The sequence below is a fragment of the Streptomyces sp. NPDC127117 genome, from assembly GCF_042677325.1.
GTDB lineage: Bacteria > Actinomycetota > Actinomycetes > Streptomycetales > Streptomycetaceae > Streptomyces.
The window spans coordinates 76,545-102,096 of sequence record NZ_JBHXTM010000005.1 but is presented as its reverse complement, the minus strand read 5'-3'; the positions used below and the strand labels follow the sequence as shown (position 1 = coordinate 102,096).

General features: G+C 72.4%; 24 protein-coding genes and 1 pseudogene. 16 read left to right on the top strand and 9 right to left on the bottom strand.

Going from position 1 to position 25,552, the window contains the following annotated elements; genetic code table 11:
* Window positions 1–92 precede the first annotated feature (92 nt).
* Window positions 93–662 carry a hypothetical protein gene (locus ACFVH0_RS06700; protein ID WP_385818425.1) on the top strand — a complete coding sequence of 190 codons (570 nt, stop codon included), beginning with the start codon at window positions 93–95 and terminating at the stop codon, window positions 660–662.
* A 39-nt stretch (window positions 663–701) separates the two neighbouring features.
* Here ACFVH0_RS06700 and ACFVH0_RS06695 read toward each other — a convergent pair whose 3' ends face one another.
* Both ACFVH0_RS06695 and ACFVH0_RS06690 read right to left on the bottom strand, forming a co-directional pair.
* Window positions 702–881 carry a DUF397 domain-containing protein gene (locus tag ACFVH0_RS06695; protein WP_385818424.1) on the bottom strand — a complete coding sequence of 60 codons (180 nt, stop codon included), beginning with the start codon at window positions 879–881 and terminating at the stop codon, window positions 702–704.
* A gap of 23 nt (window positions 882–904) precedes the next feature.
* A complete protein-coding gene (locus tag ACFVH0_RS06690) occupies window positions 905–1,756 on the bottom strand; it encodes a helix-turn-helix domain-containing protein (protein WP_385818423.1) in 852 nt (283 codons plus the stop codon).
* Between the two features lie 196 nt (window positions 1,757–1,952).
* Here ACFVH0_RS06690 and ACFVH0_RS06685 point away from each other — a divergent pair.
* Window positions 1,953–2,378: pseudogene (locus ACFVH0_RS06685) on the top strand (ATP-binding protein); the annotation flags it as partial.
* A gap of 23 nt (window positions 2,379–2,401) precedes the next feature.
* Here the strand turns inward: ACFVH0_RS06685 and ACFVH0_RS06680 are convergent.
* Complete coding sequence (locus tag ACFVH0_RS06680; RefSeq protein WP_385818421.1) at window positions 2,402–3,019, bottom strand: HAD family hydrolase; 618 nt, start codon at window positions 3,017–3,019, stop codon at window positions 2,402–2,404.
* A gap of 139 nt (window positions 3,020–3,158) precedes the next feature.
* On the opposite strand from ACFVH0_RS06680, the gene ACFVH0_RS06675 reads away from it, so the two are divergent.
* From ACFVH0_RS06675 to ACFVH0_RS06660, 4 genes are all read left to right on the top strand, one after another.
* A complete protein-coding gene (locus ACFVH0_RS06675; RefSeq protein WP_385818420.1) occupies window positions 3,159–4,169 on the top strand; it encodes a FecCD family ABC transporter permease in 1,011 nt (336 codons plus the stop codon).
* Window positions 4,166–5,254, top strand: coding sequence for a FecCD family ABC transporter permease (locus ACFVH0_RS06670; protein ID WP_385818418.1), 1,089 nt, complete (start codon window positions 4,166–4,168; stop codon window positions 5,252–5,254). Before ACFVH0_RS06675 ends, ACFVH0_RS06670 begins: the two co-directional genes overlap by 4 nt.
* Entirely contained in the window at window positions 5,251–6,171 is a 921-nt protein-coding gene (locus tag ACFVH0_RS06665) for an ABC transporter ATP-binding protein (protein WP_385818417.1), read from the top strand. The genes ACFVH0_RS06670 and ACFVH0_RS06665 overlap by 4 nt, the downstream gene beginning before the upstream one ends.
* Window positions 6,172–6,245: 74 nt before the next feature.
* Window positions 6,246–7,220 (top strand): ABC transporter substrate-binding protein, encoded by a 975-nt coding sequence (locus ACFVH0_RS06660; RefSeq protein WP_385818416.1) that lies wholly within the window; start codon window positions 6,246–6,248, stop codon window positions 7,218–7,220.
* 347 nt (window positions 7,221–7,567) lie between these two features.
* On the opposite strand, the gene ACFVH0_RS06655 is transcribed toward ACFVH0_RS06660, so the two are convergent.
* On the bottom strand, window positions 7,568–8,698 hold the full coding sequence (locus ACFVH0_RS06655) for a hypothetical protein (RefSeq protein WP_385818415.1): 1,131 nt from the start codon (window positions 8,696–8,698) through the stop codon (window positions 7,568–7,570).
* A gap of 75 nt (window positions 8,699–8,773) precedes the next feature.
* Between ACFVH0_RS06655 and ACFVH0_RS06650 the strand changes: the two genes are divergently transcribed.
* From ACFVH0_RS06650 to ACFVH0_RS06640, 3 genes are all read left to right on the top strand, one after another.
* On the top strand, window positions 8,774–11,242 hold the full coding sequence (locus tag ACFVH0_RS06650) for a helicase C-terminal domain-containing protein (protein WP_385818414.1): 2,469 nt from the start codon (window positions 8,774–8,776) through the stop codon (window positions 11,240–11,242).
* A gap of 121 nt (window positions 11,243–11,363) precedes the next feature.
* The gene (locus ACFVH0_RS06645; protein ID WP_385818413.1) at window positions 11,364–11,906 is read left to right on the top strand and encodes a hypothetical protein; all 543 of its coding nucleotides are present in this window, start codon (window positions 11,364–11,366) and stop codon (window positions 11,904–11,906) included.
* 154 nt (window positions 11,907–12,060) lie between these two features.
* The gene (locus ACFVH0_RS06640) at window positions 12,061–13,704 is read left to right on the top strand and encodes a DNA repair helicase XPB (protein ID WP_385818412.1); all 1,644 of its coding nucleotides are present in this window, start codon (window positions 12,061–12,063) and stop codon (window positions 13,702–13,704) included.
* A 54-nt stretch (window positions 13,705–13,758) separates the two neighbouring features.
* Here ACFVH0_RS06640 and ACFVH0_RS06635 read toward each other — a convergent pair whose 3' ends face one another.
* Together ACFVH0_RS06635 and ACFVH0_RS06630 are read right to left on the bottom strand one after the other, a co-directional pair.
* Window positions 13,759–14,160, bottom strand: a complete 402-nt coding sequence (locus ACFVH0_RS06635; RefSeq protein ID WP_385818411.1) for a hypothetical protein — start codon at window positions 14,158–14,160, stop codon at window positions 13,759–13,761.
* Window positions 14,161–14,232: 72 nt separating this feature from the next.
* Window positions 14,233–14,427, bottom strand: a complete 195-nt coding sequence (locus tag ACFVH0_RS06630) for a hypothetical protein (protein WP_342287324.1) — start codon at window positions 14,425–14,427, stop codon at window positions 14,233–14,235.
* A 407-nt stretch (window positions 14,428–14,834) separates the two neighbouring features.
* Between ACFVH0_RS06630 and ACFVH0_RS06625 the strand changes: the two genes are divergently transcribed.
* Window positions 14,835–16,910: a HelD family protein gene (locus ACFVH0_RS06625; RefSeq protein ID WP_385818410.1), complete on the top strand. Its 2,076-nt coding sequence runs from the start codon at window positions 14,835–14,837 to the stop codon at window positions 16,908–16,910.
* 81 nt (window positions 16,911–16,991) lie between these two features.
* Here the strand turns inward: ACFVH0_RS06625 and ACFVH0_RS06620 are convergent, their stop codons facing one another.
* A complete protein-coding gene (locus ACFVH0_RS06620) occupies window positions 16,992–17,681 on the bottom strand; it encodes a copper homeostasis protein CutC (RefSeq protein ID WP_385818409.1) in 690 nt (229 codons plus the stop codon).
* A gap of 257 nt (window positions 17,682–17,938) precedes the next feature.
* On the opposite strand from ACFVH0_RS06620, the gene ACFVH0_RS06615 reads away from it, so the two are divergent.
* From ACFVH0_RS06615 to ACFVH0_RS06600, 4 genes are all read left to right on the top strand, one after another.
* Window positions 17,939–20,224 (top strand): heavy metal translocating P-type ATPase, encoded by a 2,286-nt coding sequence (locus ACFVH0_RS06615; protein WP_385818408.1) that lies wholly within the window; start codon window positions 17,939–17,941, stop codon window positions 20,222–20,224.
* Between the two features lie 182 nt (window positions 20,225–20,406).
* Window positions 20,407–20,580 carry a hypothetical protein gene (locus ACFVH0_RS06610; RefSeq protein WP_385818407.1) on the top strand — a complete coding sequence of 58 codons (174 nt, stop codon included), beginning with the start codon at window positions 20,407–20,409 and terminating at the stop codon, window positions 20,578–20,580.
* Window positions 20,581–20,777: 197 nt separating this feature from the next.
* Window positions 20,778–21,464: a hypothetical protein gene (locus ACFVH0_RS06605; protein WP_385818405.1), complete on the top strand. Its 687-nt coding sequence runs from the start codon at window positions 20,778–20,780 to the stop codon at window positions 21,462–21,464.
* Window positions 21,465–21,547: 83 nt separating this feature from the next.
* On the top strand, window positions 21,548–22,780 hold the full coding sequence (locus ACFVH0_RS06600) for a Cmx/CmrA family chloramphenicol efflux MFS transporter (protein WP_385818404.1): 1,233 nt from the start codon (window positions 21,548–21,550) through the stop codon (window positions 22,778–22,780).
* A 6-nt stretch (window positions 22,781–22,786) separates the two neighbouring features.
* Here the strand turns inward: ACFVH0_RS06600 and ACFVH0_RS06595 are convergent, their stop codons facing one another.
* Together ACFVH0_RS06595 and ACFVH0_RS06590 are read right to left on the bottom strand one after the other, a co-directional pair.
* Window positions 22,787–23,059: a DUF4031 domain-containing protein gene (locus tag ACFVH0_RS06595; protein ID WP_385818403.1), complete on the bottom strand. Its 273-nt coding sequence runs from the start codon at window positions 23,057–23,059 to the stop codon at window positions 22,787–22,789.
* On the bottom strand, window positions 23,056–23,424 hold the full coding sequence (locus ACFVH0_RS06590; protein WP_385818401.1) for a hypothetical protein: 369 nt from the start codon (window positions 23,422–23,424) through the stop codon (window positions 23,056–23,058). The genes ACFVH0_RS06595 and ACFVH0_RS06590 overlap by 4 nt, the downstream gene beginning before the upstream one ends.
* Before the next feature lie 145 nt (window positions 23,425–23,569).
* Here ACFVH0_RS06590 and ACFVH0_RS06585 point away from each other — a divergent pair, with 145 nt between their 5' ends.
* Window positions 23,570–24,487 carry a MurR/RpiR family transcriptional regulator gene (locus ACFVH0_RS06585; RefSeq protein ID WP_124717189.1) on the top strand — a complete coding sequence of 306 codons (918 nt, stop codon included), beginning with the start codon at window positions 23,570–23,572 and terminating at the stop codon, window positions 24,485–24,487.
* Window positions 24,488–24,558: 71 nt separating this feature from the next.
* A complete protein-coding gene (gene murQ / locus ACFVH0_RS06580) occupies window positions 24,559–25,524 on the top strand; it encodes an N-acetylmuramic acid 6-phosphate etherase (protein ID WP_385818399.1) in 966 nt (321 codons plus the stop codon).
* The last annotated feature ends 28 nt before the right edge of the window (window positions 25,525–25,552 follow it).

Genomic DNA, 25,552 nt, shown 5'->3' with positions numbered 1-25,552 from the left:
GAAGGCAGTACCGCGCAGCATGTTTCCCACCAGCCCGAGGAACGTTCCCGGCGTGATCGAGCAAACCTGGACCTCTACAGCGGGACCTGCCGATGACGTACAACCTCTTCACCATCGACCGCCTGCAGCCGGCCCGAGTCTCCAATGCCCTGGCGTCATGCCTGCGCGTTGAGCCGAACGTTGTCGATGTCGCCGACATCGACGCCGATCAGGACAACCGCGACCGGGATGCTCTTGTGCTGTGCGACTACTCGGATGTCCCTGGCGATGTGTCACTGATTCTGGACATCTTCGTCCAGGATGCCGTCTCCCATCGGCCGACCGAGCCGGAATTCGCCTCACGTTTCGCCGTTGCGGCACAGACCGTGGTGCTGTATCCCGCCGAGGAGCGCCTTCCCAGCGCATATTGGCTGGCGACTCCAACCGGTTCGGTGACTCGCGCACGCCTCCTGGCATCGGACGACGAGCGACCCTCGTACTCCATCGATGCCGTCGAGGCTGCCGTCCCTCAGCTTCCCGGCATTCGTGTCATGCAACTTCCGGAGATCGCCCGCGAACACCATGTCCCCACACCGACCACCTCGGAATACATTCACGCCATGCCGACTTCGCGACCCTGCGCGACTTCTACGCCCGCGCGGCCGAAGCCGGAAACGCCGTGATCAAGGACATCTCCTGACCGGCCGCAGACTCTCCGGGAGTCAGTCCCGGCAGCGGCCCTCTCTGAGGGTACGCACGAGGTCGGCCCATGCGGCGGGTGTGGTGCGGAGTACCGCCCCGGTGGGGTCGGCGGACTCGGTCAGACTGACCGTGCCCGGGGCGGGGGCTGCTACGTGTATGCAGGACTCGCCCTCGCCGCAGTACGAAGACTTCTGCCACATGTGACTCGACAATTCGGATCCCTTCACAAGCTCTGGGCAACGGCGCGTATCAGGTCTCGCGACCCGGCAACGTCCAGGGCGAGCGACTCCAGACGGGCCAGGACCTGGCGGTATTTGTTGAGTTGGGCTTCGGCATCCAGGAGGACGATGCCGTGTGCCTGATCCAGCTGAACGGTGTCCAGCTGCGGCACGGGCCCGTGAACGTAGTAGATGGGCTGGCCCGCTCCTGGGTACGCACCCGCCCTGAACGGGATCACTTGAATCGTGACCTGCTCACGCTCGCTCATGGTCAGGAGATGCGCCAGTTGCTGTCTGGCCACGGTCGGCCCGCCGAATTCCATGTGCAGAGCTGCTTCGTGGATGACCGCACGGTAAGGGGGTGGGTCCTCCCGGAAAATGATGCCTTGACGCTTGATTCGAAAAGACAGGCGGTGCTCGACCTCCGGAGGAGAAAGAGCGGGAACGACCTGGCGGAATACCTCACGTGCATGGTCCGTGGTCTGGAGCAGTCCAGGCAGTCCGGCTGTATGCGAGGTGCGCAGCGTGGCCCCGTGGTGCTCAAGCTCTGCCAGGTCCAGCAGGCCGCTGGAAAGAATCTCGCGGTACTCCTCCCACCAGCCACGCTTGCGGTCGCCGGTCATGGCCGCCAGTGCGTTGACCAACTCGTGGTCCGAGCAGTCGTAGTGGCAGGACAGCGTGCGCACCCGCTCGGCACTGACGCCGTAGCGACCGGCTTCGATGTTGCTGATACGAGCCTGGTTGCCGCCAAGGAGCCTGGCGGCCTCGGTCGCGGTAATCCCGGCATGCTCACGCAACTTGCGAAGTTCCGCTCCCAGCCGTTGTCGGCGGGCCGTTGGCGTCGTACTGGCCGACATCACTCGCTCCCGGACCTTGTCACCCACACGAGGGTATCTGTAATGCATTCCACGAACTTCATGGAATGCATTACATGTTGCGCTCTAGTGTGTGACCCAGGCCACCCGCCCGGAAGTACCCCGCTCGACGGAGCGGCCTCGTCACCGGGCAACTCGAAGTGCATCCTTCAACTTCCCTCCGTGAAGGGAGACTTCCATGGTCGGTTCCACGGTATCCCCGCCCTGGACATACACCCTCCAACTCCCGCAGGATCCCCGCGCCCCCGGCGCCGCCCGTGCCACCCTCCGCAACGTCCTGCGCGTGCACGGCATGCCCGAACTCGCCGAAATCGCCGAGCTGTTGGCGAGCGAGCTGGTCACCAACGCCTACCTCTACTCCTCGGGGCCGTACTCCCTGCGTCTGCGCGACGCCGGGCGCAGCCGTGTCCGGCTGAGCGTGTGGGACACCGATCCGCGCATCCCCGCCCCGTTCCGATGGGGCGCCGGGACACCGGAGGAACCGGCCGAACGCGGGCGCGGGCTGTATCTCGTCACGCTCTACGCGGAGTCCTGGGGCGCGTACCCGATGCGCGGCGGACTGCCGGGGCAGGGCGGGAAGCTGCTCCGGGCCGAGTGCGCGGCCAAGGCATTGGGGAGACGCAGGCCTCAGCGTGCCGCGTACCCCTCCAGCCACGCCGGGAACTCCGTCAGGGACGACAGGACGACGTCCGCTCCCGCCGCCCGGAGTTCCGTCGCGTCGCAGGGGCCCGTGGTGACCGCGACCGACAGGGCCCCGGCCGTGCGGGCGCCTCGTACATCACCGGTGTGGTCGCCCACGTAGATGTGTGCGCCGTGCTCGCGCAGGGCGTGGCCCTTGGCCTCGGCCCACAGGCCGCCGATGACGGCGTCGGGCTCGATGCCGAGGTGGGACATGTGGAGTTCCGCGCTCGGACGGTGCTTGGCGGTGACGACTATCGTCCGGCCACGCCTCTCCCGGATCGCCGCGATCGACTCCCGGGCGCCGGGCAGCGCGAGGCTGGGGGCGATGGCGTGTGTGGGGTAGATCTCGCGGTAGCGGTCGGCGATCGCGGCCACCTTTTCGGCCGGGAACCAGTTCCGCAGTTCCTCGTCGACCGGCGGGCCGAGCCTGCTCACCACCAGGTCGGCGTCGATCGGCGTCCCCGTTTCGGCGGAAAGCGCCAGGTAGGCGGCCTTGATGCCGGGCCGGGTGTCCAGGAGGGTCATGTCGAGGTCGAAGCCGACCGTCAAGGGGTGAGAGGGCATGGCAACCATTGTCGTGGGGGCGGGCGGCGCGTCCGTGCCCGGTGCGGCCTTCGGGCCCGGAATGACGGTGCTTAGACTTAGCCAAGCCTTACCTTCGCACCGTTCACGCCACTTGTTCTCCGCCACTTGATTGGGTCCGATGTCAGCCGCCGCTCCACGCCGCTCCAGACGCGCACTCGCGACGGCGGCGGCCGTCGTGGCGCTGCTCGTGGCGGTACTTCTCAGCCTGGCCGTGGGGGCCCGTTCCATACCCCCGTCCGAAGTGATCGATGTCCTCCTGCACGGCGGACACTCCGACAACGCCGAAGTCATCCGGAACATGCGCGTGCCGCGCACCCTGATCGGGCTGATGGTCGGCGCCGCGCTGGCCATCGCGGGCACGGTGCTCCAGGGCATCACCCGTAACCCCATCGCCGACCCCGGCATCCTCGGCATCAGCCAGGGCGCCTCGGTGGGTGTGGTGCTGGCCATCGCGTTCGCCGGGGTGCACAGCCTGACGGGGTACGTGTGGTTCGGCTTCGCGGGGGCGGCGATCGCCTCCGTCGCCGTGTACGCGATCGCGTCGAGCGGGCGCGGCGGCGCCACCCCGGTGAAACTCGCGCTGGGCGGTGCCGCCATCAACGCGCTGCTGGTCTCGGTGGTCTCGGCGGTGCTGACGACCAGGGCCTCGGCGCTGGACGAGTTCCGCTTCTGGCAGGTCGGCTCGATCGCCGGCCGCGAGGCCGATGTGGCGCAGCAGATCTGGCCGTTCCTGCTGGTGGGGGTGGTGCTGGTGCTGTCCGTCGCCCGCGGCCTCGACGCGCTGGCGCTCGGCGAGGACGTCGCGAAGGGACTCGGGCAGAACGTCGCGACGGTCCGGATCGTCGGCGGCGTCGGGGCCACGGTGCTGACCGGGGTCGGTGTCGCGGCGGCCGGGCCGATCGCGTTCATCGGGCTCGCCGTCCCGCACATCGCCCGCGCGGTCGTCGGCTCCGACCACCGCTGGGTGCTGCCGATGGCGGCCCTCATCGGGCCCGTGATGCTGCTGGTGTCCGATGTGATCGGCCGGATCGTGTTCCCGCCGAGCGAGGTCCCGGCGGGTGTGATGACAGCACTGATCGGGGTGCCGTTCCTGGTCGCCCTCGTACGCCGGAAGGCGGTGCCCGCATGAGCGCCGGTACGAAGGCCGGGGTCCGGGTGCGGCCCGCCGGGTACCGGGTCGTACGGATCGGGGCACGGGGACGGTTCCTGCTGCACCGGCGGGCGGCCCTGGTCGCCACCGCCCTCGTCCTGGTGCTGGCCGCCGTCTGTGTCGCGTACCTCTGCGTCGGCGAGAGCTTCGTCGCGCCCGGCGAGGCCGTGAAGGTGATCCTGGGGCAGCCGTCCCCGGACGAACTGGTCGTGGGCACGCTGCGGCTGCCGCGGATGACCGTGGGGCTGCTGGTCGGTGCGGCCTTCGGGATCGCCGGCGCGCTGATCCAGACCGTCGCCCGCAATCCCCTCGCGAGCCCCGACATCATCGGCATCAGCCAGGGCGCGAGCGCGCTCACGGTCGGCGCGATGACCTTCGGCATCACCTCGTACACCGTGCTGCCCTACCTCTCCGTGATCGGCGGGGTGGCCGCGGCGGCGCTCGTGTACGTCTTCGCCTGGCGGGGCGGGCTGCACGCCACCCGGTTCGTCCTCATCGGCATCGGCTTCGCGATCGCGCTGCGTTCGGTCACCACGCTGTTCCTGACGAAGGGCGACTACCTGGTCGCCCAGCAGGCGCACATCTGGATGACCGGTTCGCTCAACGGCCGCGGCTGGTCCGAGGCCGCGCCGATCGGCTGGACGCTGCTGATCCTGCTGCCCGCCGTGCTGTGGGCAGCCCGCGCCCAGCGCACCGTATCGATGGACGACGACACCGCGACCGCGCTCGGCGTGCAGCTGGGACGGGTACGGCTGGGGCTGGTCGCGCTCGGCGTGGTCCTGGCGTCCGTGGCGACGGGCACGGCCGGCCCGGTCGACTTCGTGGCGCTGCTCGCCCCGCAGATCGCCCGCCGGATGACCCGGACCGCGCAGATCCCGCTGCTCTCCTCGGCGCTGCTCGGCGCGGTGATCGTGGTGTTCGCGGATCTGCTGGCGCGCAGGCTCTTCTCCCCCACCGAACTTCCGGTGGGCGTACTGACGGCGGCGGTCGGCGCCCCGTATCTGATCTGGCTGATCATCCGCGGTCAGGGCGGCGGTCGCGGCCGTAGTGGAGGCACAGCATGAGTTCGACCCCGACGTCCGGCGCCAGGGCGACTGCCGAGGAGACGGCCAAGGAGACGACCGCGAAGGCGGTCACGGGGACGGCCGCGAAGACGGCTGCGGGGACCGGCCGGCTCACCGCGCGGGGGCTGACGCTCGCGTACGAGGACCGCACCGTCGTCGACTCGCTGGACCTCGACATTCCGGACGGCCGGGTCACGGTCATCGTCGGCCCGAACGCCTGCGGCAAGTCGACCACCCTGCGCGCGCTCGGCCGGCTCCTCAAGCCGCGCGGCGGGGCGGTCCTCCTCGACGGCACCGAGCTGTCGAAGATCCCCACCCGCAGGATCGCCCAGTCGATCGGGCTGCTGCCGCAGACCCCGGTGGCCCCCGAGGCGATCACCGTCAGCGACCTCGTCGCCCGCGGGCGCCAGCCGCACCAGCACTGGTGGCAGCAGTGGTCGGACGAGGACGAGCGGGCGGTGACCGACGCGATGGAGCGTACGGACGTCACCGCACTCGGCGACCGGTCCGTGGACGAACTGTCCGGCGGCCAGCGCCAGCGGGTCTGGATCGCGATGGCGCTCGCCCAGGAGACCGACCTGCTGCTGCTCGACGAGCCGACCACGTACCTCGACATCGCCCACCAGGTGGAGGTCCTGGACCTGGTGCGCCGGCTCACCGCCCCGGCGGCGGACGGCACCCGCGGCCGGACCGTCGTCACCGTGCTCCACGACCTCAACCAGGCCGCCCGGTACGCGGACCACCTGGTCGCCATGAAGGCGGGCCGGATCGTCGCCGAGGGCCGCCCCGACGACATCGTCACGGCCGATCTCGTACGTGAGGTCTTCGGCCTGGAGGCGGTGATCGTCCCGGACCCGGTGACCGGTTCGCCGCTCGTGGTACCGGGCGCGCCGTGGCAGGCCACCCCGGCGCCGTGACCCCGTACCCCTGCGAGCGGCCCGCGGGCGCGACCGTGACAGACCACCACCCCGATCCCGACGAAAGGCATCCCATGGCCACCTCCCTCCGCCGCCGCGGCCTCGCGCTCGGCGCCCTCTCCCTGGCCGGCGCGCTCACGCTCTCCGCCTGCGGCTCGTCCGACTCCGGCGACAAGGACAGCGGCTCCGACGCCGCGAAGACGCATACCGTCAAGACGGCCATGGGCGACGTCGAGGTCCCCGTGAACCCCGAGCGCGTGGTGGTCCTGGACACCGGTGAGCTGGACTCGGCGCTGACCCTCGGCGTGCAGCCGGTCGGCGGGACGCACTCGGCGTCGGAGGACAGCTTCCCCTCGTACCTGCCGGCGAGCCGGACGAAGGACATCAAGGAGGTCGGCGAGATCGCCAACCCCAACCTGGAGACCGTCGCCTCGCTGAAGCCGGACCTGATCCTCACCAGCAAGGTGCGCGACGGGGACCGCTACGAGCAGCTCCGCGCGATCGCCCCCACCGTGATGACGGAGTCCACCGGAACGGCCTGGAAGGAGAACTTCCAGCTGCACGCGGAGGCGCTCGGCAAGCAGGCCGAGGCGAAGAAGGTCGTCGCCGACTACGACGCCCATGTCGCGAAGGTGACCGAGGCGCTCGGCGGCAAGGAGAAGGCCGCCGCCACCGAGGTCAACTTCGTCCGCTTCGTCGAAGGTGCCGACATCCGCATCTACGGCAAGCAGAACTACATCGGCTCGATCCTCGCCGACCTGGGCGTGGGCCGCCCCGCCATCACGGACAAGGCCAAGGACGGCTTCTCGTACGACGTGTCGCCCGAGAAGATCGACCTCGCGGACGCGGACGTCGTCTTCACGTCGACGTACGGCGACCCGGCGAAGGCGGGAACGACCAAGACGATGAACAGCGGCCTGTGGAAGGGCCTGAAGGCATCCAAGGACGGCAAGGTCTTCAAGGTCGACGACCGGCTGTGGATCGCGGGCATCGGCTACACCGCCGCGGACAAGATCCTCGACGAGTTCCAGGCGAAGATGACGGGCTGAGTCCGGGGGCACGGTTCCGGGCAGGGGCGGTCGGCCAAGTCCGGGCGAACCCCCAGGCAGGGGCGGTCGGCCAAGTCCGGGGGCACGGTTCCGGGCAAGGGCGGTCGGCCAAGTCCGGGCGGGTCACGGGCGGGAACGACCGGTCGTGTCCAGTGGCTGGAGACGGGCGGCTGGGGCCTTTCGTTCGGATCGGGCCGGATCAGGGAGCGGGGTCCGGTGTCGTGCATCACAAGGCGGAGGAGGGAGCCGACGTGGAGCGTCGGCGACCGACGACAACGCGGCGAGGTGCGGCACCGGGGCACACGAGACCGGCATGATCCAAACGAGAGGCCCTGGGTGTCCGGTCGTCATGTCCGTGGCCTCCGTGACCGCCACACCAGGTACAGCGCGGAGGCGACGGCCGCCCCCCGCACCACCCACGGCCACATCTCGCCGATCGCGTCGCCCAGCTGCCCGGTTCCGATGGGCTCGCCCCATCGGCCTTCGGTCCGGCCCCACAGCCAGACCAGGGCGCCCGCCGCGACCACGCCCGGCAGTCCCATCGCGGCCCACTTCGCCTCCGCGCGGGACAGCGTGCGCGAGCTGTACGCGAGGAGCCAGCCGCCCGCCAGGGCCAGCCAGGAACCCGTCACCACGCCCGCCACCAGCAGCAGGGCGGCGAGCAGCAGCAGCGGGTGGGAGAAGCCGTGGCCGCCCGCCCCGCGCTCGCGCGGCGCACGACGGCGCAGCCCCGGAAGCCGGCGTCGCCGCGGCGCCTCCTCGGACTCCTCCGGGACGCCGCCCTCGGCCCCTGCCCCGTCCTCGTCCTCGTCCGCCTGCCCGTCCTCCGCCCTGCGCGGGCGCGGCACCGCGTCCCGGGACGGCGGCGGCTGCATCATGTCCGGGATCTCGACGCCGCCGACGAACCCCGGCACATCGACCCCCTCGCCGAACGGCCCCGGCTCGACCCGCCACCAGTCGGCTTCGCTGCCGGACGGTCCCAGCTCGTCCGTACCGGCCATGTGCGGCGGCGACGGCACCCGGCCGCCCCGCGCCTCGGGCACGCCGGGCCCCTCGGGCACGCCGGACCCCTCGGGCGCATCGGATGCGTCCGGCGCTCCGGGGCCGGGCTCCCGCGGCCGCGACGCGCCCTTGCCCGAACCGTCTTTCCGGCCGTCCTTCCGGAGCATCCCCTTGCGCGGACGCGGAATGCTCCGCCCCTCCTCCGGCGCGGGCTCCACCCGCCCCGCGAGCTCCACCGTGCCGTCGCCCGACGCGGCCGCCGCGGCCACCAGTTCGTCCGGTTCGCCGAGCCTCCCGATGATGCGGCGGACCGCCGCGGGGCTGTCCCCGGACTGCTTTCCGCGCTGCCGGTCGATCTCGCCCCGGAGCGTGGAGACCAGCCTCATCCGGGCGGCCGAGGACAGCTGTTGTTGCTGTGCCAGGTCCCCGACCCGGCTCAGATAGTCGTAGACCAGCTGGTCGCTCTCGATCCCCACGCGATCGTTCCCCTCTACCGCCCTGCACCGACGGTAGCGCCCTCGGGCCTGTCCGGAGCGACTACCGTGGGACGGATGGGGATGACCACACCACCGCGGACGCTCGCCGAAGCTCTCCGGGCCCGGGACGACGAGTCGTTGGCCGGGCTGCTGCGCGCCCGCCCCGATCTCCTCAGCCCGGTGCCGGGCGACATCACCCAGCTCGCGACCAGGGCCGGCACCCGCGCCTCCGTCGTACGCGCGCTGGAGCACCTCGACCGGTTCGCGCTGCAGACCGCCGAGGCGCTCGCGGTGGCCGCCGACCCCGCCCCGTACGAGACGCTGCTCGGCCTGCTCACCGGCGACGGCCGGGACGACGGCGAGCACCGCGACGACGCGGGCGCGGCGATCTCCGACGCGCTGCCCGGCGCCCTGGCGACGCTGCGCGAACAGGCCCTCGTCTGGGGCGAGGACGAGCGGCTGCGGCTGGTGCGGACGGCGCGCGAGATCCTCGCGCCGTCCCCGCAGCACGCCTCCCCCACCGGTCTCGGGCCGACCGTCGCCGAGGCGACCTCCGGCATGTCCCCGGGCCGCCTCCAGGAGATCCTGGCCGCGGCCGGGCTGCCCGCCACACACGACCCGGTCTCCGCCGTGACCGCCCTGGCCGCGCTCTTCACCGACCGGGCCAGGATGGGCGAACTGCTGGACTCCGCCCCGGCCGAGGCCCTGTCCGTGCTGGACCGGCTGGTGTGGGGGCCGCCGTACGGGGAGGTGACCCCGAACCCCACCCCGCCGGTGAAGTGGCTGCGCGACCACGGGCTGCTGCTGCCGGTGTCGACCCGCACCGTGGTGCTGCCCCGCGAGGCCGCCCTGCATCTGCGGGCGGGACGCGCCCACCGCGTACCGGAGCCGCGGCCTCCGGCCGTGGAGGCGGTCGCCAACCGCGATCCACAGGCTGTGGACAGCGCGGCGGCGGGTCAGGCGCTGCTGGCCGTGAACACCGTCGAGGAGCTGCTGAAGAGCTGGAACGGCGGCGGGCCCCCGATACTGCGGGCCGGCGGGCTCAGCGTCCGCGAGCTGAAGAGGACCGCCACCGCCCTGGAGGTCCCCGAGCCGGTCGCCGCGTTCTGGGTCGAACTCGCCTTCGCGGCCGGGCTGCTGGCCTCCGACGGCGAGGCCGACGAACGGTACGCGCCGACGCCCGCGTACGACGACTGGGCCGAGCTCCCCGCACAGGAACGCTGGGCGCACCTCGCCACCGCCTGGCTCGCCGCCACCCGCACCTCGGGCCTGGTCGGCGGCCAGGACGCCAAGGGCCGGGCCCTGTCCGCACTGGGCCCCGAGCTCGACCGCTCAGCCGCCCCGGAGGTACGCCACCGGGTCCTCGCCCTGCTCGCCGCCCTGGAGCCCGGCACCGCCCCCGACCCGGAGACCGTCCTCGCCCGGCTGCGCTGGGAGCGCCCTCTGCGCGGCGCGTCCGTCTCCGCCGGGGACACCACCGATCTGCGGTCCCGGATCGCCCTGTGGACGCTCAACGAGTCCGAACTGCTCGGCATCACCGGCCGCGGCGCGCTCGCCACGCACACCCGCGCCCTGCTCGACGCCGGACCGGCCGAGGCCGCCGCGCTGCTCGCGCCGCTCATCCCGGAGCCGCTGGACCACGTCCTGCTCCAGGCCGACCTCACGGCCGTCGCCCCCGGCCCGCTGGAGCGGCCCCTCGCGGACATGCTCTCCGCCCTCGCGGACATCGAGTCCAAGGGCGGCGCGACGGTCTACCGCTTCACCCCCGGCTCGGTGCGCCGCGCCCTGGACGCCGGGCAGTCCGCGGCCGACCTGCACGCCTTCCTCGCCGCGCACAGCCGCACGCCCGTCCCGCAGCCGCTCAGCTACCTCATCGACGATGTCGCCCGCCGCCACGGCCATCTGCGGATCGGCGCCGCCTCCTCGTACGTGCGCTGCGACGACGAGGCGGTGCTGAACGAGATCCTGGCCGACAAGCGTTCGGTCACCCTGCGGCTGCGCCGCCTCGCGCCGACCGCCCTGGCCGCCCAGATCGACCCGGCATCACTGCTCGAAGGGCTGCGCGAGATGGGTTACGCCCCGGCCGCCGAGTCCGCCGAGGGCGACGTACTGATCACCCGCGCGGGCGCCCGCCGCACCCCGCCCCGCACGGCCCCCGTCCCCGTGCCCGAGGGCCCGCCCGTACCGGACACCACCCTGCTCGGCGCGGCGGTACGGGCGATCCGGGCCGGGGACACGGCCGCCACGGTGGTGCGCAAGGACGCCCCGGAGGCCCCCGGCGCCCCTGCGGCCGCGCCCGGCTCGCTGCCCCGTACGACCTCCGCCGAGACCCTCGCCACCGTCCAGGCCGCCGCGATGACCGGCTCGGCGCTCTGGATCGGCTACGTGAACGCGGACGGCGCCGCCAGCCAGCGGGTCATCGCCCCGGTCCGGGTCGAGGGCGGCTTCGTCACGGCGTACGACCACACGGCGGACGAGGTCCGCACGTACCCCCTGCACCGCATCACCGGCGTCGCCGAACTGGCGGACGACCAGACGGCCTGAGGACGGGGCGCGTCCCCGCCCCGTCGGCCACCGCCGGGTCCGGCGATGCGGGCGAATCGGGGGCGGGCCGGGCGGCCGCACGGCACACTCTGACGTGTTCACGACGCTGGAGGGGGATGTCATGCGGCGCACCGAAGCGGCCAGGCAGCTGGGGGGATTCGTCCGTGAGCACCGTACCGACGGGGGCAGACGGCTGCGGCAGGCCGGAATCCTGCTCCTCGTCGGAGCGGCGGGCACGGCTTCCGGGATACCGGTGACCATCGCGTCGATCGGCACCACCGACGGGGCTCCGGAGCTGGCCGGCCTGCTGCTCGGTGTCGGGCTGGTGGGGCTGGGTCTGGGGATCTGGCGGCTGGTCCAGGGCTTCCGTACCCGTGAGCAGTGCTTCGACGTCCACGAACGGGGGCTCACCCACCGCGTGGCGGGCACCGCCACCCTGATCCCGTGGCAGGACATCGCGTCCGTCGGCGCGCACGGCGAGGACGGCCGGCCGCTGGCCGAGGCCCGCGGGATGGGCTTCACCTGCGACATCGTGCTGAGCGATGGACGCAGGATCCGCATCGACACCTTCACCGAGGACGTCCGGCAACTGGCCCTGACCGCCCACGCCGCCGTACACCTGGGCCGGCTCCCCGAGGGACGGGGCCACCGCCGGACGGACTGACCGTCGGACGGGTTCGCCCCGGCGCGACGACCCGGAACGACCACACTCGTGCCCGCGCCCGTGCCCGACAACACACGCGCCACGGCCGCGGCATGCGGCACACTGGACGTTTGGCCGCATCCGTGGCCGCACCCCGCAGAAAGGGCCGACGCGCGTGACCGGACCCCTCATCGTCCAGAGCGACAAGACACTGCTCCTGGAGGTCGACCACGACCAGGCCGATGCCTGCCGTCGTGCCATCGCGCCCTTCGCGGAGCTGGAGCGTGCGCCCGAGCACATCCACACCTACCGGCTGACCCCGCTCGGGCTGTGGAACGCGCGGGCCGCCGGGCATGACGCCGAGCAGGTCGTCGACGCGCTCGTGCAGCACTCGCGCTACCCCGTTCCGCACGCGCTGCTCGTCGACATCGCCGAGACGATGGCCCGGTACGGCCGCCTCACCCTGTCCAAGCATCCGGTCCACGGGCTGGTGCTGACCTCCACCGACCGGCCCGTGCTGGAGGAGATCCTCCGCTCGAAGAAGGTGCAGCCGCTGGTCGGGGCGCGGATCGACCCGGACACCGTGGCTGTGCACCCGTCCGAGCGCGGGCAGATCAAGCAGACGCTGCTGAAGCTGGGCTGGCCTGCCGAGGACCTCGCCGGTTACGTGGACGGCGAGGCGCACCCCATCGAGCTGGCCGAGGACGGCTGGGCGCTGCGGCCGTACCAGAAGCAGGCCGTCGAGGGTTTCTGGCACGGCGGCTCGGGCGTCGTGGTGCTGCCCTGCGGTGCCGGCAAGACGCTGGTCGGGGCCGGTGCGATGGCCGAGGCCAAGGCGACCACGCTGATCCTGGTGACGAACACCGTCTCGGCCCGGCAGTGGAAGCACGAGCTGGTGAAGCGGACCTCGCTGACCGAGGACGAGATCGGCGAGTACAGCGGTACCCGCAAGGAGATCCGGCCCGTCACCATCGCCACGTACCAGGTGCTGACGACCCGTCGCAAGGGCGTCTATCCGCACCTGGAGCTGTTCGACTCGCGGGACTGGGGGCTGGTGATCTACGACGAGGTGCATCTGCTGCCCGCGCCCGTCTTCAAGTTCACCGCCGATCTCCAGGCCCGGCGGCGGCTCGGGCTGACGGCGACCCTGGTGCGTGAGGACGGCCGCGAGTCGGACGTCTTCTCGCTGATCGGGCCCAAGCGGTTCGACGCCCCGTGGAAGGAGATCGAGGCGCAGGGCTACATCGCGCCGGCCGACTGCGTCGAGGTGCGGGTCAATCTGACGGACTCGGAGCGGCTGGCGTACGCGACCGCGGAGGCCGAGGAGAAGTACCGGTTCTGCGCGACGACGGCGACGAAGCGGAAGGTGACGGAGGCGCTGGTGCGCAAGCACCGCGGCGAGCAGACCCTGGTCATCGGGCAGTACATCGACCAGCTCGACGAGCTGGGTGAGCATCTGAACGCCCCGGTGATCAAGGGCGAGACCAGCAACGCCCAGCGCGAGAAGCTCTTCGACGCGTTCCGTGAGGGCGAGCTCAACGTCCTGGTGGTCTCGAAGGTCGCGAACTTCTCGATCGACCTGCCGGAGGCGACCGTCGCCATCCAGGTGTCGGGGACGTTCGGCTCCCGCCAGGAGGAGGCACAGCGGCTGGGCCGGGTGCTGCGGCCGAAGGCGGACGGGCACGAGGCGCGGTTCTACTCGGTGGTCGCACGCGACACGATCGACCAGGACTTCGCGGCGCACCGCCAGCGGTTCCTGGCCGAGCAGGGGTACGCGTACCGGATCGTGGACGCGGACGAGCTGCTGACGGACAACTGAGGCCGGTGGCCGGTGGCCGGTCCGCGTACGCGGACCGGCTGCGTCCTGACCGGGTCAGCCGCCGAGTGTCAGGAGCAGGGCCAGGCCGCCCACCGCCGTCAGCCCCGGCAGCACGGCGATCGCCGCTGCACACATGCGGGCGGCGGTCCAGCGGGGACGCCACGGCAGCACCCAGGCGGTGATCAGGGCGAGGGGCGTGACGAACGGGGTCGCGTACAGCCCGTAGGCCATGAGGCCCAGCGGAACCGTGATGTCCGAGGAGCAGTCGTCCGGGCCGCAGCTGTCGGTGGCCATCGCCGCGAAGCCGATGGCGAACATGCCGAAGCAGGTCAGGAAGAAGGAAAGGACCGTGGCGATCATGGGGGCGGCCCAGGCGTTCGCGCTGCGCGCGGGGACGACAGGACCTGCGGGGCCGACGAGGACGGGACGCATCACATGGACGTGGCTGTTCTCCATGCCGCTACCCAACCGCGGGGCAGGGCCGGGCCGCCTCCGGTCCGATACTCACACCGGGGAGGTTCTGGGTACTCAGTGTGCGCGGCGGCTGCGGACACCCGCCTCCTCCGCGTACTCGCCGAGCACGACGACGCCGAACGCGGCGCGGGCGAAGACCTTGACGGCGCGCACGGCGTCGCCGACGCGGTGGGTGCGGTGGTGACCGGTGGCCGCGGTCGCGCCGTGCGCGGGGCCGGTCCTGCGGGGGTTCAGGAGGACTGTGCTCATGTGTTCCATGGTCCTGCGCCCGGCCGGTACGGGCATCGGCCCGCGGGCTGAATCCTGCGGAAGCCCGGGTAGACCCACGGGCTGAAACCGGCGGTGGTCCGGGTAGGTCTGCGGTCGCATGCCGTCCCCTACGGGATGGACCCGGCGGTAATCCGTTCGCCCCCGGCGGACGCGGCCGATACAATCGCCGGTCTGCCCGCCTCCCGCACCGTGGTACCGGCGGCCCGCCAGGGCCCGCGCCGGCAGCCGGGGGAGCGCCGCCGACCGGACGGAAACCGGCCGACAGCCGTACGCGCACCTGCTGCGCGTACCCGTGATCGATCCCCGAGCGGACCGCATCGCCCCCGAGCACCGACCGGGGCCGGATGCGGTCCGCCGTCCTGCGTTGAACAGCCGGAGGCAACACCGTGCCCGCGCACGAACACGAAAGCGACACCACCACCGATCCACTGGCTCGCGAACGCGCCCATCTCACCGCGTCCCGCGCCGCGCTGCGCGCCATGCGCGAGGACGCCCAGGCCCTGGACATCCGCGACGTCACCGCGAACTGGGTCAACGCGGTCGTCCTTCAGGCCCAGATCGACGAGCGCATCAAGTCGCTCGCCGATCTCGCCCACACTCCGCTCTTCTTCGGCCGCCTGGACTATCTGCACCGGATCGGTGCCGAGCAGGCCGAGGGGGCGGAGGGCGAGCAGTTCTACATCGGGCGCCGCCATGTCCACGATGCCGGCGGCGACCCGATGGTCATCGACTGGCGCGCACCCGTCTCGCAGCCGTTCTACCGGGCGTCCAGGAAGGACCCCCAGGACGTGGGGCAGCGCCGCCGGTTCGGCTACACCGGCGGCGAGCTGACCGCGTACGAGGACGAGCACCTCACCGATCCCACCGAGGCCGCGCAGACCAGCAAGCTCCTCCAGGCGGAGATCGAGCGGCCGCGCGTCGGTCCGATGCGGGACATCGTCGCGACGATCCAGCCGGAGCAGGACGAGATCGTCCGTAGCGAGCTGGGCGGAACGGTGTGCGTGCAGGGTGGGCCCGGCACCGGCAAGACGGCCGTCGGCCTGCACCGGGTGGCGTATCTGCTGTACGCGCACCGCGAGCGGCTGGCCCGTACCGGCACGCTGGTCATCGGGCCGAACCGGTCCTTCCTCCAGTACATCGAGCAGGTGCTGCCGGCCCTCGGCGAGCTGGCGGTGCAGCAGGCGACCGTCGACGACCTGGTCACGGCGGGCGTCGAGGTGCGCGGCACGGACACGGCGGCCGCCGCCGTCGTCAAGGGCGACGCCCGGATGGCCGAAGTTTTGCGGCGGGCGATCCGTTCGCATGTGACGCCCCCGGTGGAGCCGGTCGTGGTGGTGCGCGGTTCGCGGCGCTGGCGGGTGCCCGCGTACGAGCTGGCGGAGATGGTCGACGAGCTGCTGGCCCGCGACATGCGGTACGGGGCCGCCCACGACGCGCTTCCGCAGCGCATCGCGCACGCCGTCCTGGTCCGGATGGAGGAGGCCGGCGAGGCCCCCGACGACCGGGTGCAGAACGCGGTGGCCCGCAACCCCGCCGTGAAGGCCGCCGTGAAGGCGATCTGGCCGGCCGTCGACCCGGCGAAGCTGGTGCTGCGGCTGCTCGTCGACGCGGAGTTCCTGGCCGCTCACGCGGAGGGTCTGCTCACCGAGGACGAGCAGAAGACGATCCTGTGGGAGAAGCCGGCCCGGAGCGTGAAGTCGGCGAAGTGGTCGTCGGCGGACGCGGTGCTCATCGACGAGGCCGGCGATCTGGTGGCGCGTACACATTCGCTCGGTCATGTGGTGCTCGACGAGGCGCAGGACCTGTCCCCCATGCAGTACCGGGCGGTGGGCCGCCGCTGCACGACCGGTTCGGCGACGGTCCTCGGCGACCTGGCGCAGGGCACGACGCCGTGGTCGACGGAGAGCTGGGCGCAGGCGCTGCACCATCTCGGCAAGTCGGACGCGGTGGTGGAGGAGCTGACGGCGGGCTTCCGTGTGCCGCGCGAGGTGATCGCGTACGCCTCCCGGCTGCTCCCGGCGATCTCGCCCGGCCTCGCCCCGGTGGAGTCGGTGCGTGAGTCGCCGGGTTCGCTGGAGGTACGGCGGCTGGCGGGCCCGGCGGAGCTGGACGCGGCGGTGCTCGCGGCGTGCGACGAGTCGTTGACGCGGGAGGGATCGATCGGCCTGATCGCGGCCGACGCCCGGATCCCGGCGCTGGCGGAGGCGCTGGCGGAGGCGGGGCACGCGTACCTCTCCCCCGGCGAGGAGACGACCGCCGAGTCCCGCCTGACCCTGGTCCCCGCGTCGCTGGCGAAGGGCCTGGAGTACGACTACGTGGTACTGGACGAGCCGGCCGCGGTGGTCGACGGCGAACCGGACGAACGCACGGGCCTGCGCCGGTTGTACGTGGCGCTGACGCGTGCGGTGTCGGGTCTGACGGTGGTGCACTCGGCGGAGCTGCCGACCGAGCTGCGCCCGTGAGCCCCTCCGGCAAAGATCCCGGCCCTTCGGGCGTTTGAGGAGCGGGGGTCCGCAGGCAGCGCCCCGGACCCCCGCGCCCGGCTACGCGTCGAGCACCGCCCGCCACTCCCGCACCGCCGCCGCGTCCACCGGCCCCGACCACCCGTGCGGACGCGCCGCGCCGCCGATGTGCACCGCGTCGATGCCCGCGGTCAGCAGCTCCGGCAGGTGTTCGAGCCGCAGCCCGCCGCCCACCAGGATCTGCGGCTCGTACCCGGGCTCGCCCTTGCGCGCCGCCTCCACCAGCAGCGTCGGGATGCCGTCGTCGACGCCCTTCGCCGAACCGGCGGTGAGGTACGTGTCCAGGCCGGGCAGGTCCGCCAGCTGCTTGCGCAGGGCGTCGCGGTCGACGGCCCGGTCGATCGCGCGGTGGAAGGTCCAGCGGCAGCCTTCCAGCTCGGCGACCAGCCGTTCGACGGCGACCAGGTCCGGGTGCCCCTCGGCGTCGAGGAAGCCGAGCACGAATTCCTCGGCGCCCGCCGCGCGCAGCTCGCGCGCCTTCGCCACCAGCACCTCGATGTCGCCGGCCGCGAAGCCGTCGGCCACCCTGAGCATCACCCGCAGCGGAATGTCCACCGCCGCCCGGATCTCCGCGAAGGTCGCACAGGACGGGGTCAGGCCGTCCGCCGCCATGTCGGTGACCAGCTCAAGCCGGTCTGCACCACCCGCCTGGGCAGCGACCGCGTCCTCCGCGTCGAGAGCGATCACCTCCAGGACTGCACGGTTGCTCATGGGATCCCAATCCTCCAGGAAGCATCAATAGGTCTAGTCCAATGGCCAGCCTACGGGTCAGTACACCGAGGATGCAGCCTCATTGCCAGGCGAAGATACGTGAGGTCAGCCGCACATCGCGTGATCGAACGCTCACGATCCGGGCCCGGACGGCATATGCGCTCTTGCGTTTCATAGGGGAGGGGGGTATACCTGAATCAGTAATACATACCCCCCAGGGGTATAAAGCTCCGAACGCCACCGCCAGGGAGGACATCGTGTCCGCGCACACCGCCACAACCGGCACCGGTACCGCCACCGGTCCCGCCGCAGAGGTCGAGCTCGCGATCGGCGGCATGACCTGCGCCTCCTGCGCGGCCCGCATCGAGAAAAAGCTCAACCGGATGGACGGCGTGGAGGCCACCGTCAATTACGCCACCGAGAAGGCCAAGGTCAGCTACCGGGGCGAGGACATCTCCGTACAGGACCTGATCGCCACCGTCGAGAAGACCGGCTACACCGCGCACGAGCCCGCTCCCCCGGTGCGCACCACCGAGGAGGGCGCGGCCGACGCCGCGGAGGCCGACGAGCTGCGGCCCCTGCGGCAGCGGCTGCTGACCGCCGTCGCGCTCGCCGTGCCGGTGATCGCGATGTCGATGATCCCGGCGCTCCAGTTCGACTACTGGCAGTGGCTCTCGCTGACGCTGACGGCACCGGTCGTCACGTACGCCGCCTGGCCGTTCCACAAGGCCGCGTTCACCAACGCCCGGCACGGCGCGGCGACGATGGACACGCTGATCTCGGTCGGCACCACGGCCGCGTTCCTCTGGTCGCTGTGGGCGCTGTTCTTCGGCACGGCGGGCATGGTCGGCATGACGCACCCCTTCGAGCTGACCATCGGCCGGAGCGACGGCGCGGGCAACATCTACCTGGAGGCCGCCGCCGGGGTCACCGCGTTCATCCTGGCCGGCCGCTACTTCGAGGCCCGCTCCAAGCGGAAGGCGGGCGCGGCCCTCAAGGCGCTGCTCGAACTCGGCGCCAAGGAAGTGACCGTGCTGCGCGACGGCCACGAGGTGACCGTGCCGACGGCCGAACTCCAGGTGGGGGACCGGTTCCTGGTCCGTCCCGGCGAGAAGATCGCCACCGACGGCACCGTCGTCGAGGGCGCCTCGGCCGTGGACGCGTCGATGCTGACCGGTGAGTCCGTACCCGTGGAGGTCGGCGTCGGCGACTCCGTCACCGGGGCGACGCTCAACGCGGGCGGCCGGCTCGTCGTCGAGGCCACCCGGATCGGCGCCGACACCCAGCTCGCCAGGATGGCGAAGCTCGTCGAGGACGCCCAGAACGGCAAGGCGGCGGCCCAGCGCCTCGCCGACCGGATCTCCGCCGTCTTCGTACCCGTCGTCATCGCCCTGGCGCTCGGCACGCTCGGCTTCTGGCTCGGCAACGGCGGGGGCCTGACCGCCGCGTTCACCGCGGCCGTGGCCGTACTGATCATCGCCTGCCCCTGCGCCCTGGGCCTGGCCACCCCCACCGCCCTCATGGTCGGCACCGGACGAGGCGCCCAGCTCGGCATCCTCATCAAGGGCCCGGAGGTCCTGGAGACCACCCGCCGCGTCGACACCATCGTCCTCGACAAGACCGGCACCGTCACCACCGGCCGGATGACCCTCCTCGACGTCCACACCGCCGACGGCACCACCGAGACCGACGTACTGCGCCTCGCGGGAGCACTGGAGCACTCCTCGGAGCACCCCATCGCCCAGGCCGTCGCCGCCGGAGCCGCCGAACGCACCGGCGCACCCCTGCCCACCCCCGAGGACTTCGCCAACATCGCCGGCCTCGGCGTCCAGGGCGTCGTCGAGGGCCACGCCGTCCTCGTCGGCCGCGAGCAGCTCCTCGCCGAATGGGAGATCCACCTCCCGGTGGAGCTGGCCCGGCGCAAGGCCGAGGCGGAGGCCGCCGGCCGGACGGCCATCGCGGTCGCCTGGGACGGCGAGGCACGGGCGGTGCTCGAAGTCGCCGACGCGGTGAAGGACACCAGCGCGGAGGCCATCGAGCGGCTGCGGGCCCTGGGGCTCACCCCGATCCTGCTCACCGGCGACAACCGGGCGGTGGCCGAGGCGGTCGCGGCCGAGGTCGGCATCGAGAAGGTGTACGCGGAGGTCATGCCGGAGGACAAGGTCGACGTCGTCAGGCGCCTCCAGGCGGAGGGCCGTTCGGTCGCCATGGTCGGTGACGGCGTCAACGACGCGGCCGCCCTCGCGCAGGCCGATCTCGGCCTGGCGATGGGGACCGGCACGGACGCCGCGATCGAGGCCGGCGACCTGACGCTGGTACGCGGCGACCTGCGGGCCGCGGCGGACGCCATCCGGCTGTCGCGCAAGACCCTCGGCACCATCCGTACGAACCTGTTCTGGGCCTTCGCCTACAACGTGGCCGCCCTGCCGCTCGCCGCGGCCGGACTGCTCAACCCGATGATCGCGGGCGCCGCGATGGCGTTCTCCTCGGTCTTCGTGGTCGGCAACTCGCTGCGGCTGCGGGGGTTCAGGGCAGCGGCATAGGACCACGCACCGGCCCCTCCGACGATTGAGGAACGGGGGGCCGGGAGCGGGGCCCCGGCCCACGCCGCGTCGGCGGTATCCGCCAGGGCGCGAGTTCGCGGGCGGACCGCGCCCGTACCCGACGCGTACGGTCCGCGCTGCCGTCGAGCAGCACGCTTCGTGCACCGGGCACGATCTCCCCCATGGCGGGCAGTTCACCGCGCGCGTGGTGGCGCGACAGCTCGGCGTGGAGCCTCGGAATGCTCTCCGGGGGACGGTTCGACGAGCAGCGTCTCCCGGCCGACGGGCAGCACCAGCACTTCGGCACCGAATCCGTCCCCGCTCACGCGCACACCCCGGCGATCATCCGGCGATGACTGGTGCCGCTCGGCTCAGGGGCAGGAACGGCCGTACGGCGACCGGCCGTTCCGCCGGGCACCCGGCGGGTCGACCGAGTACGCACGGCCGACGGCCGGGGGACCGGGCGAGGCGATCGGCATGGCCGACAGGGCCGACCGCACAGCCATGTCGCGGAGCTTCTGAAGACCGTCCGGTCCCGGGCTAGGGTCGACCCATGACCGACAGCTCGCGTGCGAACGGTGCCCCCGACGGGGCGGACCGTACCGACGACTCCCTCCGCGAGCGCTGGCAGGAGGCGCTCACCCGCGCCCGGGGCGGGGCCGCCGCTCCCGATCCGGCGCCGTACGCCGACAACCTCCTGGCCCGCTGGGCCGAGCCGCAGCGGAAGTACCACACCACCGCGCACCTGGTCGCGGTGCTCGATCGCATCGACACGCTCGCCGGGTACGCGGCCGACCCGGACGCGGTGCGTCTCGCCGCCTGGTTCCACGACGCGGTGTACCGGCCCGACCGGTCCGAGAACGAGGAGCGCAGCGCGGCGCTGGCCGAGCGCGCCCTCCCGGAGGCGGGGGTGCCGGACGAGGTCACGGCCGAGGTGGCCCGTCTCGTGAGGCTCACCATCACCCACGACCCGGCGGCCGGTGACACCGACGGCGAGGTGCTCTGCGACGCGGACCTGGCCATCCTCGCGGCGTCCCCGAGGCAGTACGCGGCCTACGCGGCGCAGGTCCGCGAGGAGTACGGCTTCGTGCCCGACGACGCGTTCCGCGAGGGGCGGGCGACGGTGCTGCGCCAGTTGCTCGGGCTGCCCCGGCTGTTCCGTACGCCGTACGGGGCGGAGCACTGGGAGCCGCGCGCGCGGCAGAACCTGATGACCGAGCTGGAGCTGCTCAGCCACTGAGACGGGCCCGGCGGCGGGGAATGCGCGGGGCCCGATCGCTGTTGCCAGCTGTCATGCCCGACTCTGCCGCTCGCCGCTCTCGCATGCCCCTGGCCGTGTACATCCTGGGTCTCTCGGTCTTCGCCCTGGGAACCAGTGAGTTCATGCTCTCCGGGCTGCTGCCGCCCATCGCGGACGACATGAATGTGTCGATACCCCGTGCCGGTCTTCTCATATCCGCCTTCGCGATCGGCATGGTGATCGGCGCCCCGCTGCTCGCCGTCGCCACGCTCCGGCTGCCCCGCCGCACCACACTGATCGCCCTGATCTCCGTCTTCGGCCTCGGCCAGGTCGCGGGTGCGCTGGCTCCGACGTACGAGGTGCTCTTCGCGTCCCGGGTGGTGAGCGCGTTCGCCTGTGCCGGGTTCTGGGCGGTGGGGGCGGCCGTCGCCATCGCGATGGTGCCGGTGAACTCGCGGGCCCGTGCGATGGCCGTGATGATCGGCGGTCTGTCGATCGCCAATGTGCTGGGCGTGCCGCTGGGCGCTTTCCTCGGTGAGAACTTCGGCTGGCGGTCGGCCTTCTGGGCCGTGGGCGCGGCGTCCGCCGTGGCGCTGGTCGGGGTGACGACGCTGATTCCGCGCATTCCGCTGCCGGAGCAGAAGCCTCGGCTCAAGCAGGAGATGAGCATCTACCGGGACCGGCAGGTGTGGCTGTCGATCGTGATCACGGCGCTCGCCGCGGGCGGGGTGTTCTGCGCGTTCAGCTACCTCGCCCCGCTGCTGACGGATGTCGCCGGGCTGGACTCGGGCTGGGTGCCGACGGTGCTCGCGCTGTTCGGGATCGGGGCGCTGGTCGGTACGACGATCGGCGGCCGGGTCGCGGACGCGCATCTCTTCGGGGTGCTGATGAGCGGTATCGCGGCCTCGACGGTCTTCCTGGCCGCGCTGGCCCTGTTCGCGTCGAACCAGGTCGCGGTGATCGTGTTGTCGTTCCTGCTGGGCCTGTCGGCGTTCTACACGGCCCCGGCGCTGAACGCCCGGATGTTCAATGTCGCGGGCGCCGCCCCGACGCTGGCCGGTGCGACGACCACCGCCGCGTTCAACCTGGGCAACACGGGCGGCCCCTGGCTGGGCGGCACGGTGATCGACGCGGACTTCGGTTTCGCGGCGACCGCGTGGGCCGGGGCGGCGATGACGGTACTGGCGCTGGTGGCGGTGGTGTTCTCGCTGCGGCTCCAGCGCAGCCGGGCCACCTCGTCCCGGCTGGTGGCGGGCGCCCCGGCCGCCGTGGCGCAGGACCCGGTGGAGGCATGCGCTCCCTCGGCGGGCGCCTGAGCGTTCTCAGCCCGGTGCGGGCCGCCCCTTGGGCCGCCGCAGCCCCGCCTCCGTGATCCGGCGGACGAGCTCCTTCGAGCCGATCTGCCGGGCCCCGGCCCGCACCGCGTCCTCGTACCGCGTCTCCGGCAGGTCGTAGTGATCCCGCTCGAACGCGCGCGGCGGGCAGCCGATGGACGCCGCGAAGGCGTGCAGCTCCTCGAAGGAGACATCGCTGACCAGGTGCGACCAGAGCCGCCCGTGCCCCGGCCACTGGGGCGGGTCGATGTAGAGGGTCACCGCCGCAGTATCCCGCTCAGTGAACCGACCGGCGCCACGGCCACCGTGGCCTTGGTGCACACCCAGTGCGGGTCCGGCCCCAGTTCGGGTTCCACGTCGAGGGCGTGCGGGTCGCCCGCGTCACAGACCGGGCAGAGCGGCCACCGCCCGTACCGTTCGAGCAGCGCGTCCTGCACGTCCTGGGCGACCAGGCCCACCACGAACGCGACACCGTCGGGCCACTGCTCGACCCACCAGCGGCGGTGCGTCACCGCGTCCTCGACCAGCGAGACGATTCCGGCCTCGGCGACGTCACCTGCGGCGAGATCTGCCATGACCAGCGCACGGGCCGTGTGCAGCGCCTGTTCCAAGGGGTTCATCTCCATGGGCCCATTGTCACCTGCCCGCGAATCCGCCTCGCGCGCCCGCGATCACCGTTTCCGCGCTGTCGGAGGCGGCGGATCGCGGGCCGGTGAAGAAGGGGACCAAAGGGGGGTTGACGGCCAACCCGGTTGAAAATATCTTTCAAATGTGACCCATGACCTGAAGGAAAGTTTCAACGCCGACTCCCCGCCCGCCCCGGCAGCCCTCGCGGCCAAGGTTCGTACGCTCGCGCCGTCCATGACCCGTTCCATGCAGCGCGTCGCCGAGGCCGTCGCCGGCGATCCGGCCGGCTGCGCGGCTCTCACGGTCACGGGTCTCGCCGAGCTCACCGGCACCAGCGAGGCGACCGTGGTCCGCACGGCCCGCCTGCTCGGCTACCCCGGCTATCGCGATCTGCGCCTGGCCCTCGCCGGGCTCGCCGCGCACCAGCAGTCCGGCCGGGCCCCTTCCGTCACGGCGGACATAGCGGTCGACGACCCGATCGCCGACGTGGTCGCCAAGCTGGCCTACGACGAGCAGCAGACCCTCGCCGACACCGCCGCCGGGCTCGACACCGTCCAGCTCGGTGCCGCCGTCGCCGCCGCCGCCACCGCCCGGCGCATCGACATCTACGGCGTGGGCGCCTCCTCCCTCGTCGGCCAGGACCTCGCGCAGAAGCTGGCCCGGATCGGCCTGATCTCGCACTCCCACACGGACCCGCACCTCGCGGTGACCAACGCCGTGCAGCTCCGCTCCGGCGATGTGGCCATCGCGATCACGCACTCCGGCTCCACGGTCGACGTGATCGAGCCGCTGCGGGTCGCCTTCGACCGCGGCGCGACGACGATCGCGATCACCGGCCGGCCCGACGGCCCGGTCACGCAGTACGCCGACCACGTACTGACCACGTCCACCGCCCGGGAGAGCGAGCTGCGGCCCGCCGCCATGTCGAGCCGTACGAGCCAGCTCCTCGTCGTCGACTGCCTGTTCATAGGCGTCGCGCAGCGTACGTACGAGACGGCCGCACCGGCCCTCGCCGCCTCCTACGAAGCGCTGGCCCACCGCCACACCCCGCGTCCCCGCTGACCGGCCCGCCGATCCGCGAACCCCCCGCACCCGCTGAACCGTACGAGACCGAGAAAGCAGAGCCGCCCTCCATGACCTCCACCACCGACGCCGACCCCACCGCCCCCGACGGCTACGGGGAGCTGCGCGCCCAGCTCGCGACGCTCACCACCGAGGCGTTCCGGCCCGAGCTCGCCGAGATCGACCAGCTCGCCACGATCGAGATCGCCCGCATCATGAACGGCGAGGACCAGTCCGTCCCGGCCGCCGTCGGCGCCCGGCTGCCCGAGATAGCCGCCGCCATCGACGGCACGGCCGAGCGCATGGCCCGCGGCGGCCGGCTGATCTACGCGGGCGCCGGCACCGCCGGCCGGCTCGGCGTGCTCGACGCCAGCGAGTGCCCGCCCACCTTCAACACCGACCCCTCCGAGGTCATCGGCCTGATCGCGGGCGGCCCGACCGCCATGGTCAAGGCCGTCGAAGGCGCCGAGGACAGCAAGGAGCTGGCCGCCGCCGACCTCGACGCCCTGGACCTGACGGCCGACGACACCGTGGTCGGCATCTCCGCCTCCGGCCGCACGCCGTACGCGATCGGGGCCGTCGAGCACGCCCGCGGCAAGGGCGCGCTGACCATCGGCCTGTCCTGCAACGCGGACTCCGCGCTGGGCGCCGCGGCGGAGCACGGCATCGAGGTCGTCGTCGGCCCGGAGCTGCTCACCGGCTCCACCCGGCTGAAGGCGGGCACGGCCCAGAAGCTCGTCCTCAACATGCTCTCGACGATCACGATGATCCGGCTCGGCAAGACGTACGGAAATCTGATGGTCGACGTCCGCGCCTCCAACGAGAAGCTGCGCGCCCGCTCCCGCCGGATCGTCTCGCTCGCCACCGGCGCCTCCGACGAGGAGATCGAGAGCGCGCTCGCCGCGACCGACGGCGAGGTGAAGAACGCCATCCTCACCATCCTCGGCCAGGTCGACGGCCCCACCGCCGCCTCCCTGCTGACCGCGGCCGACGGCCACCTCCGCGCCGCCCTCGCCGCCGCCCCCCGCACCACCTGACCCACCGGCTCCACCTCCGCACCCCCCG

Excerpts from the sequence above, each read along its gene's own strand:
- ACFVH0_RS06700 (WP_385818425.1), top strand. The coding sequence starts at position 93 with ATGACGTACAACCTCTTCACCATCGACCGCCTGCAGCCGGCCCGAGTC.
- ACFVH0_RS06695 (WP_385818424.1), bottom strand. The coding sequence starts at position 881 with ATGTGGCAGAAGTCTTCGTACTGCGGCGAGGGCGAGTCCTGCATACAC.
- ACFVH0_RS06690 (WP_385818423.1), bottom strand. The coding sequence starts at position 1,756 with ATGTCGGCCAGTACGACGCCAACGGCCCGCCGACAACGGCTGGGAGCG.
- ACFVH0_RS06680 (WP_385818421.1), bottom strand. The coding sequence starts at position 3,019 with ATGCCCTCTCACCCCTTGACGGTCGGCTTCGACCTCGACATGACCCTC.
- ACFVH0_RS06675 (WP_385818420.1), top strand. The coding sequence starts at position 3,159 with ATGTCAGCCGCCGCTCCACGCCGCTCCAGACGCGCACTCGCGACGGCG.
- ACFVH0_RS06670 (WP_385818418.1), top strand. The coding sequence starts at position 4,166 with ATGAGCGCCGGTACGAAGGCCGGGGTCCGGGTGCGGCCCGCCGGGTAC.
- ACFVH0_RS06665 (WP_385818417.1), top strand. The coding sequence starts at position 5,251 with ATGAGTTCGACCCCGACGTCCGGCGCCAGGGCGACTGCCGAGGAGACG.
- ACFVH0_RS06660 (WP_385818416.1), top strand. The coding sequence starts at position 6,246 with ATGGCCACCTCCCTCCGCCGCCGCGGCCTCGCGCTCGGCGCCCTCTCC.
- ACFVH0_RS06650 (WP_385818414.1), top strand. The coding sequence starts at position 8,774 with ATGGGGATGACCACACCACCGCGGACGCTCGCCGAAGCTCTCCGGGCC.
- ACFVH0_RS06645 (WP_385818413.1), top strand. The coding sequence starts at position 11,364 with ATGCGGCGCACCGAAGCGGCCAGGCAGCTGGGGGGATTCGTCCGTGAG.
- ACFVH0_RS06635 (WP_385818411.1), bottom strand. The coding sequence starts at position 14,160 with ATGGAGAACAGCCACGTCCATGTGATGCGTCCCGTCCTCGTCGGCCCC.
- ACFVH0_RS06630 (WP_342287324.1), bottom strand. The coding sequence starts at position 14,427 with ATGAGCACAGTCCTCCTGAACCCCCGCAGGACCGGCCCCGCGCACGGC.
- ACFVH0_RS06620 (WP_385818409.1), bottom strand. The coding sequence starts at position 17,681 with ATGAGCAACCGTGCAGTCCTGGAGGTGATCGCTCTCGACGCGGAGGAC.
- ACFVH0_RS06610 (WP_385818407.1), top strand. The coding sequence starts at position 20,407 with ATGGCGGGCAGTTCACCGCGCGCGTGGTGGCGCGACAGCTCGGCGTGG.
- ACFVH0_RS06605 (WP_385818405.1), top strand. The coding sequence starts at position 20,778 with ATGACCGACAGCTCGCGTGCGAACGGTGCCCCCGACGGGGCGGACCGT.
- ACFVH0_RS06600 (WP_385818404.1), top strand. The coding sequence starts at position 21,548 with ATGCCCCTGGCCGTGTACATCCTGGGTCTCTCGGTCTTCGCCCTGGGA.
- ACFVH0_RS06590 (WP_385818401.1), bottom strand. The coding sequence starts at position 23,424 with ATGGAGATGAACCCCTTGGAACAGGCGCTGCACACGGCCCGTGCGCTG.
- murQ (WP_385818399.1), top strand. The coding sequence starts at position 24,559 with ATGACCTCCACCACCGACGCCGACCCCACCGCCCCCGACGGCTACGGG.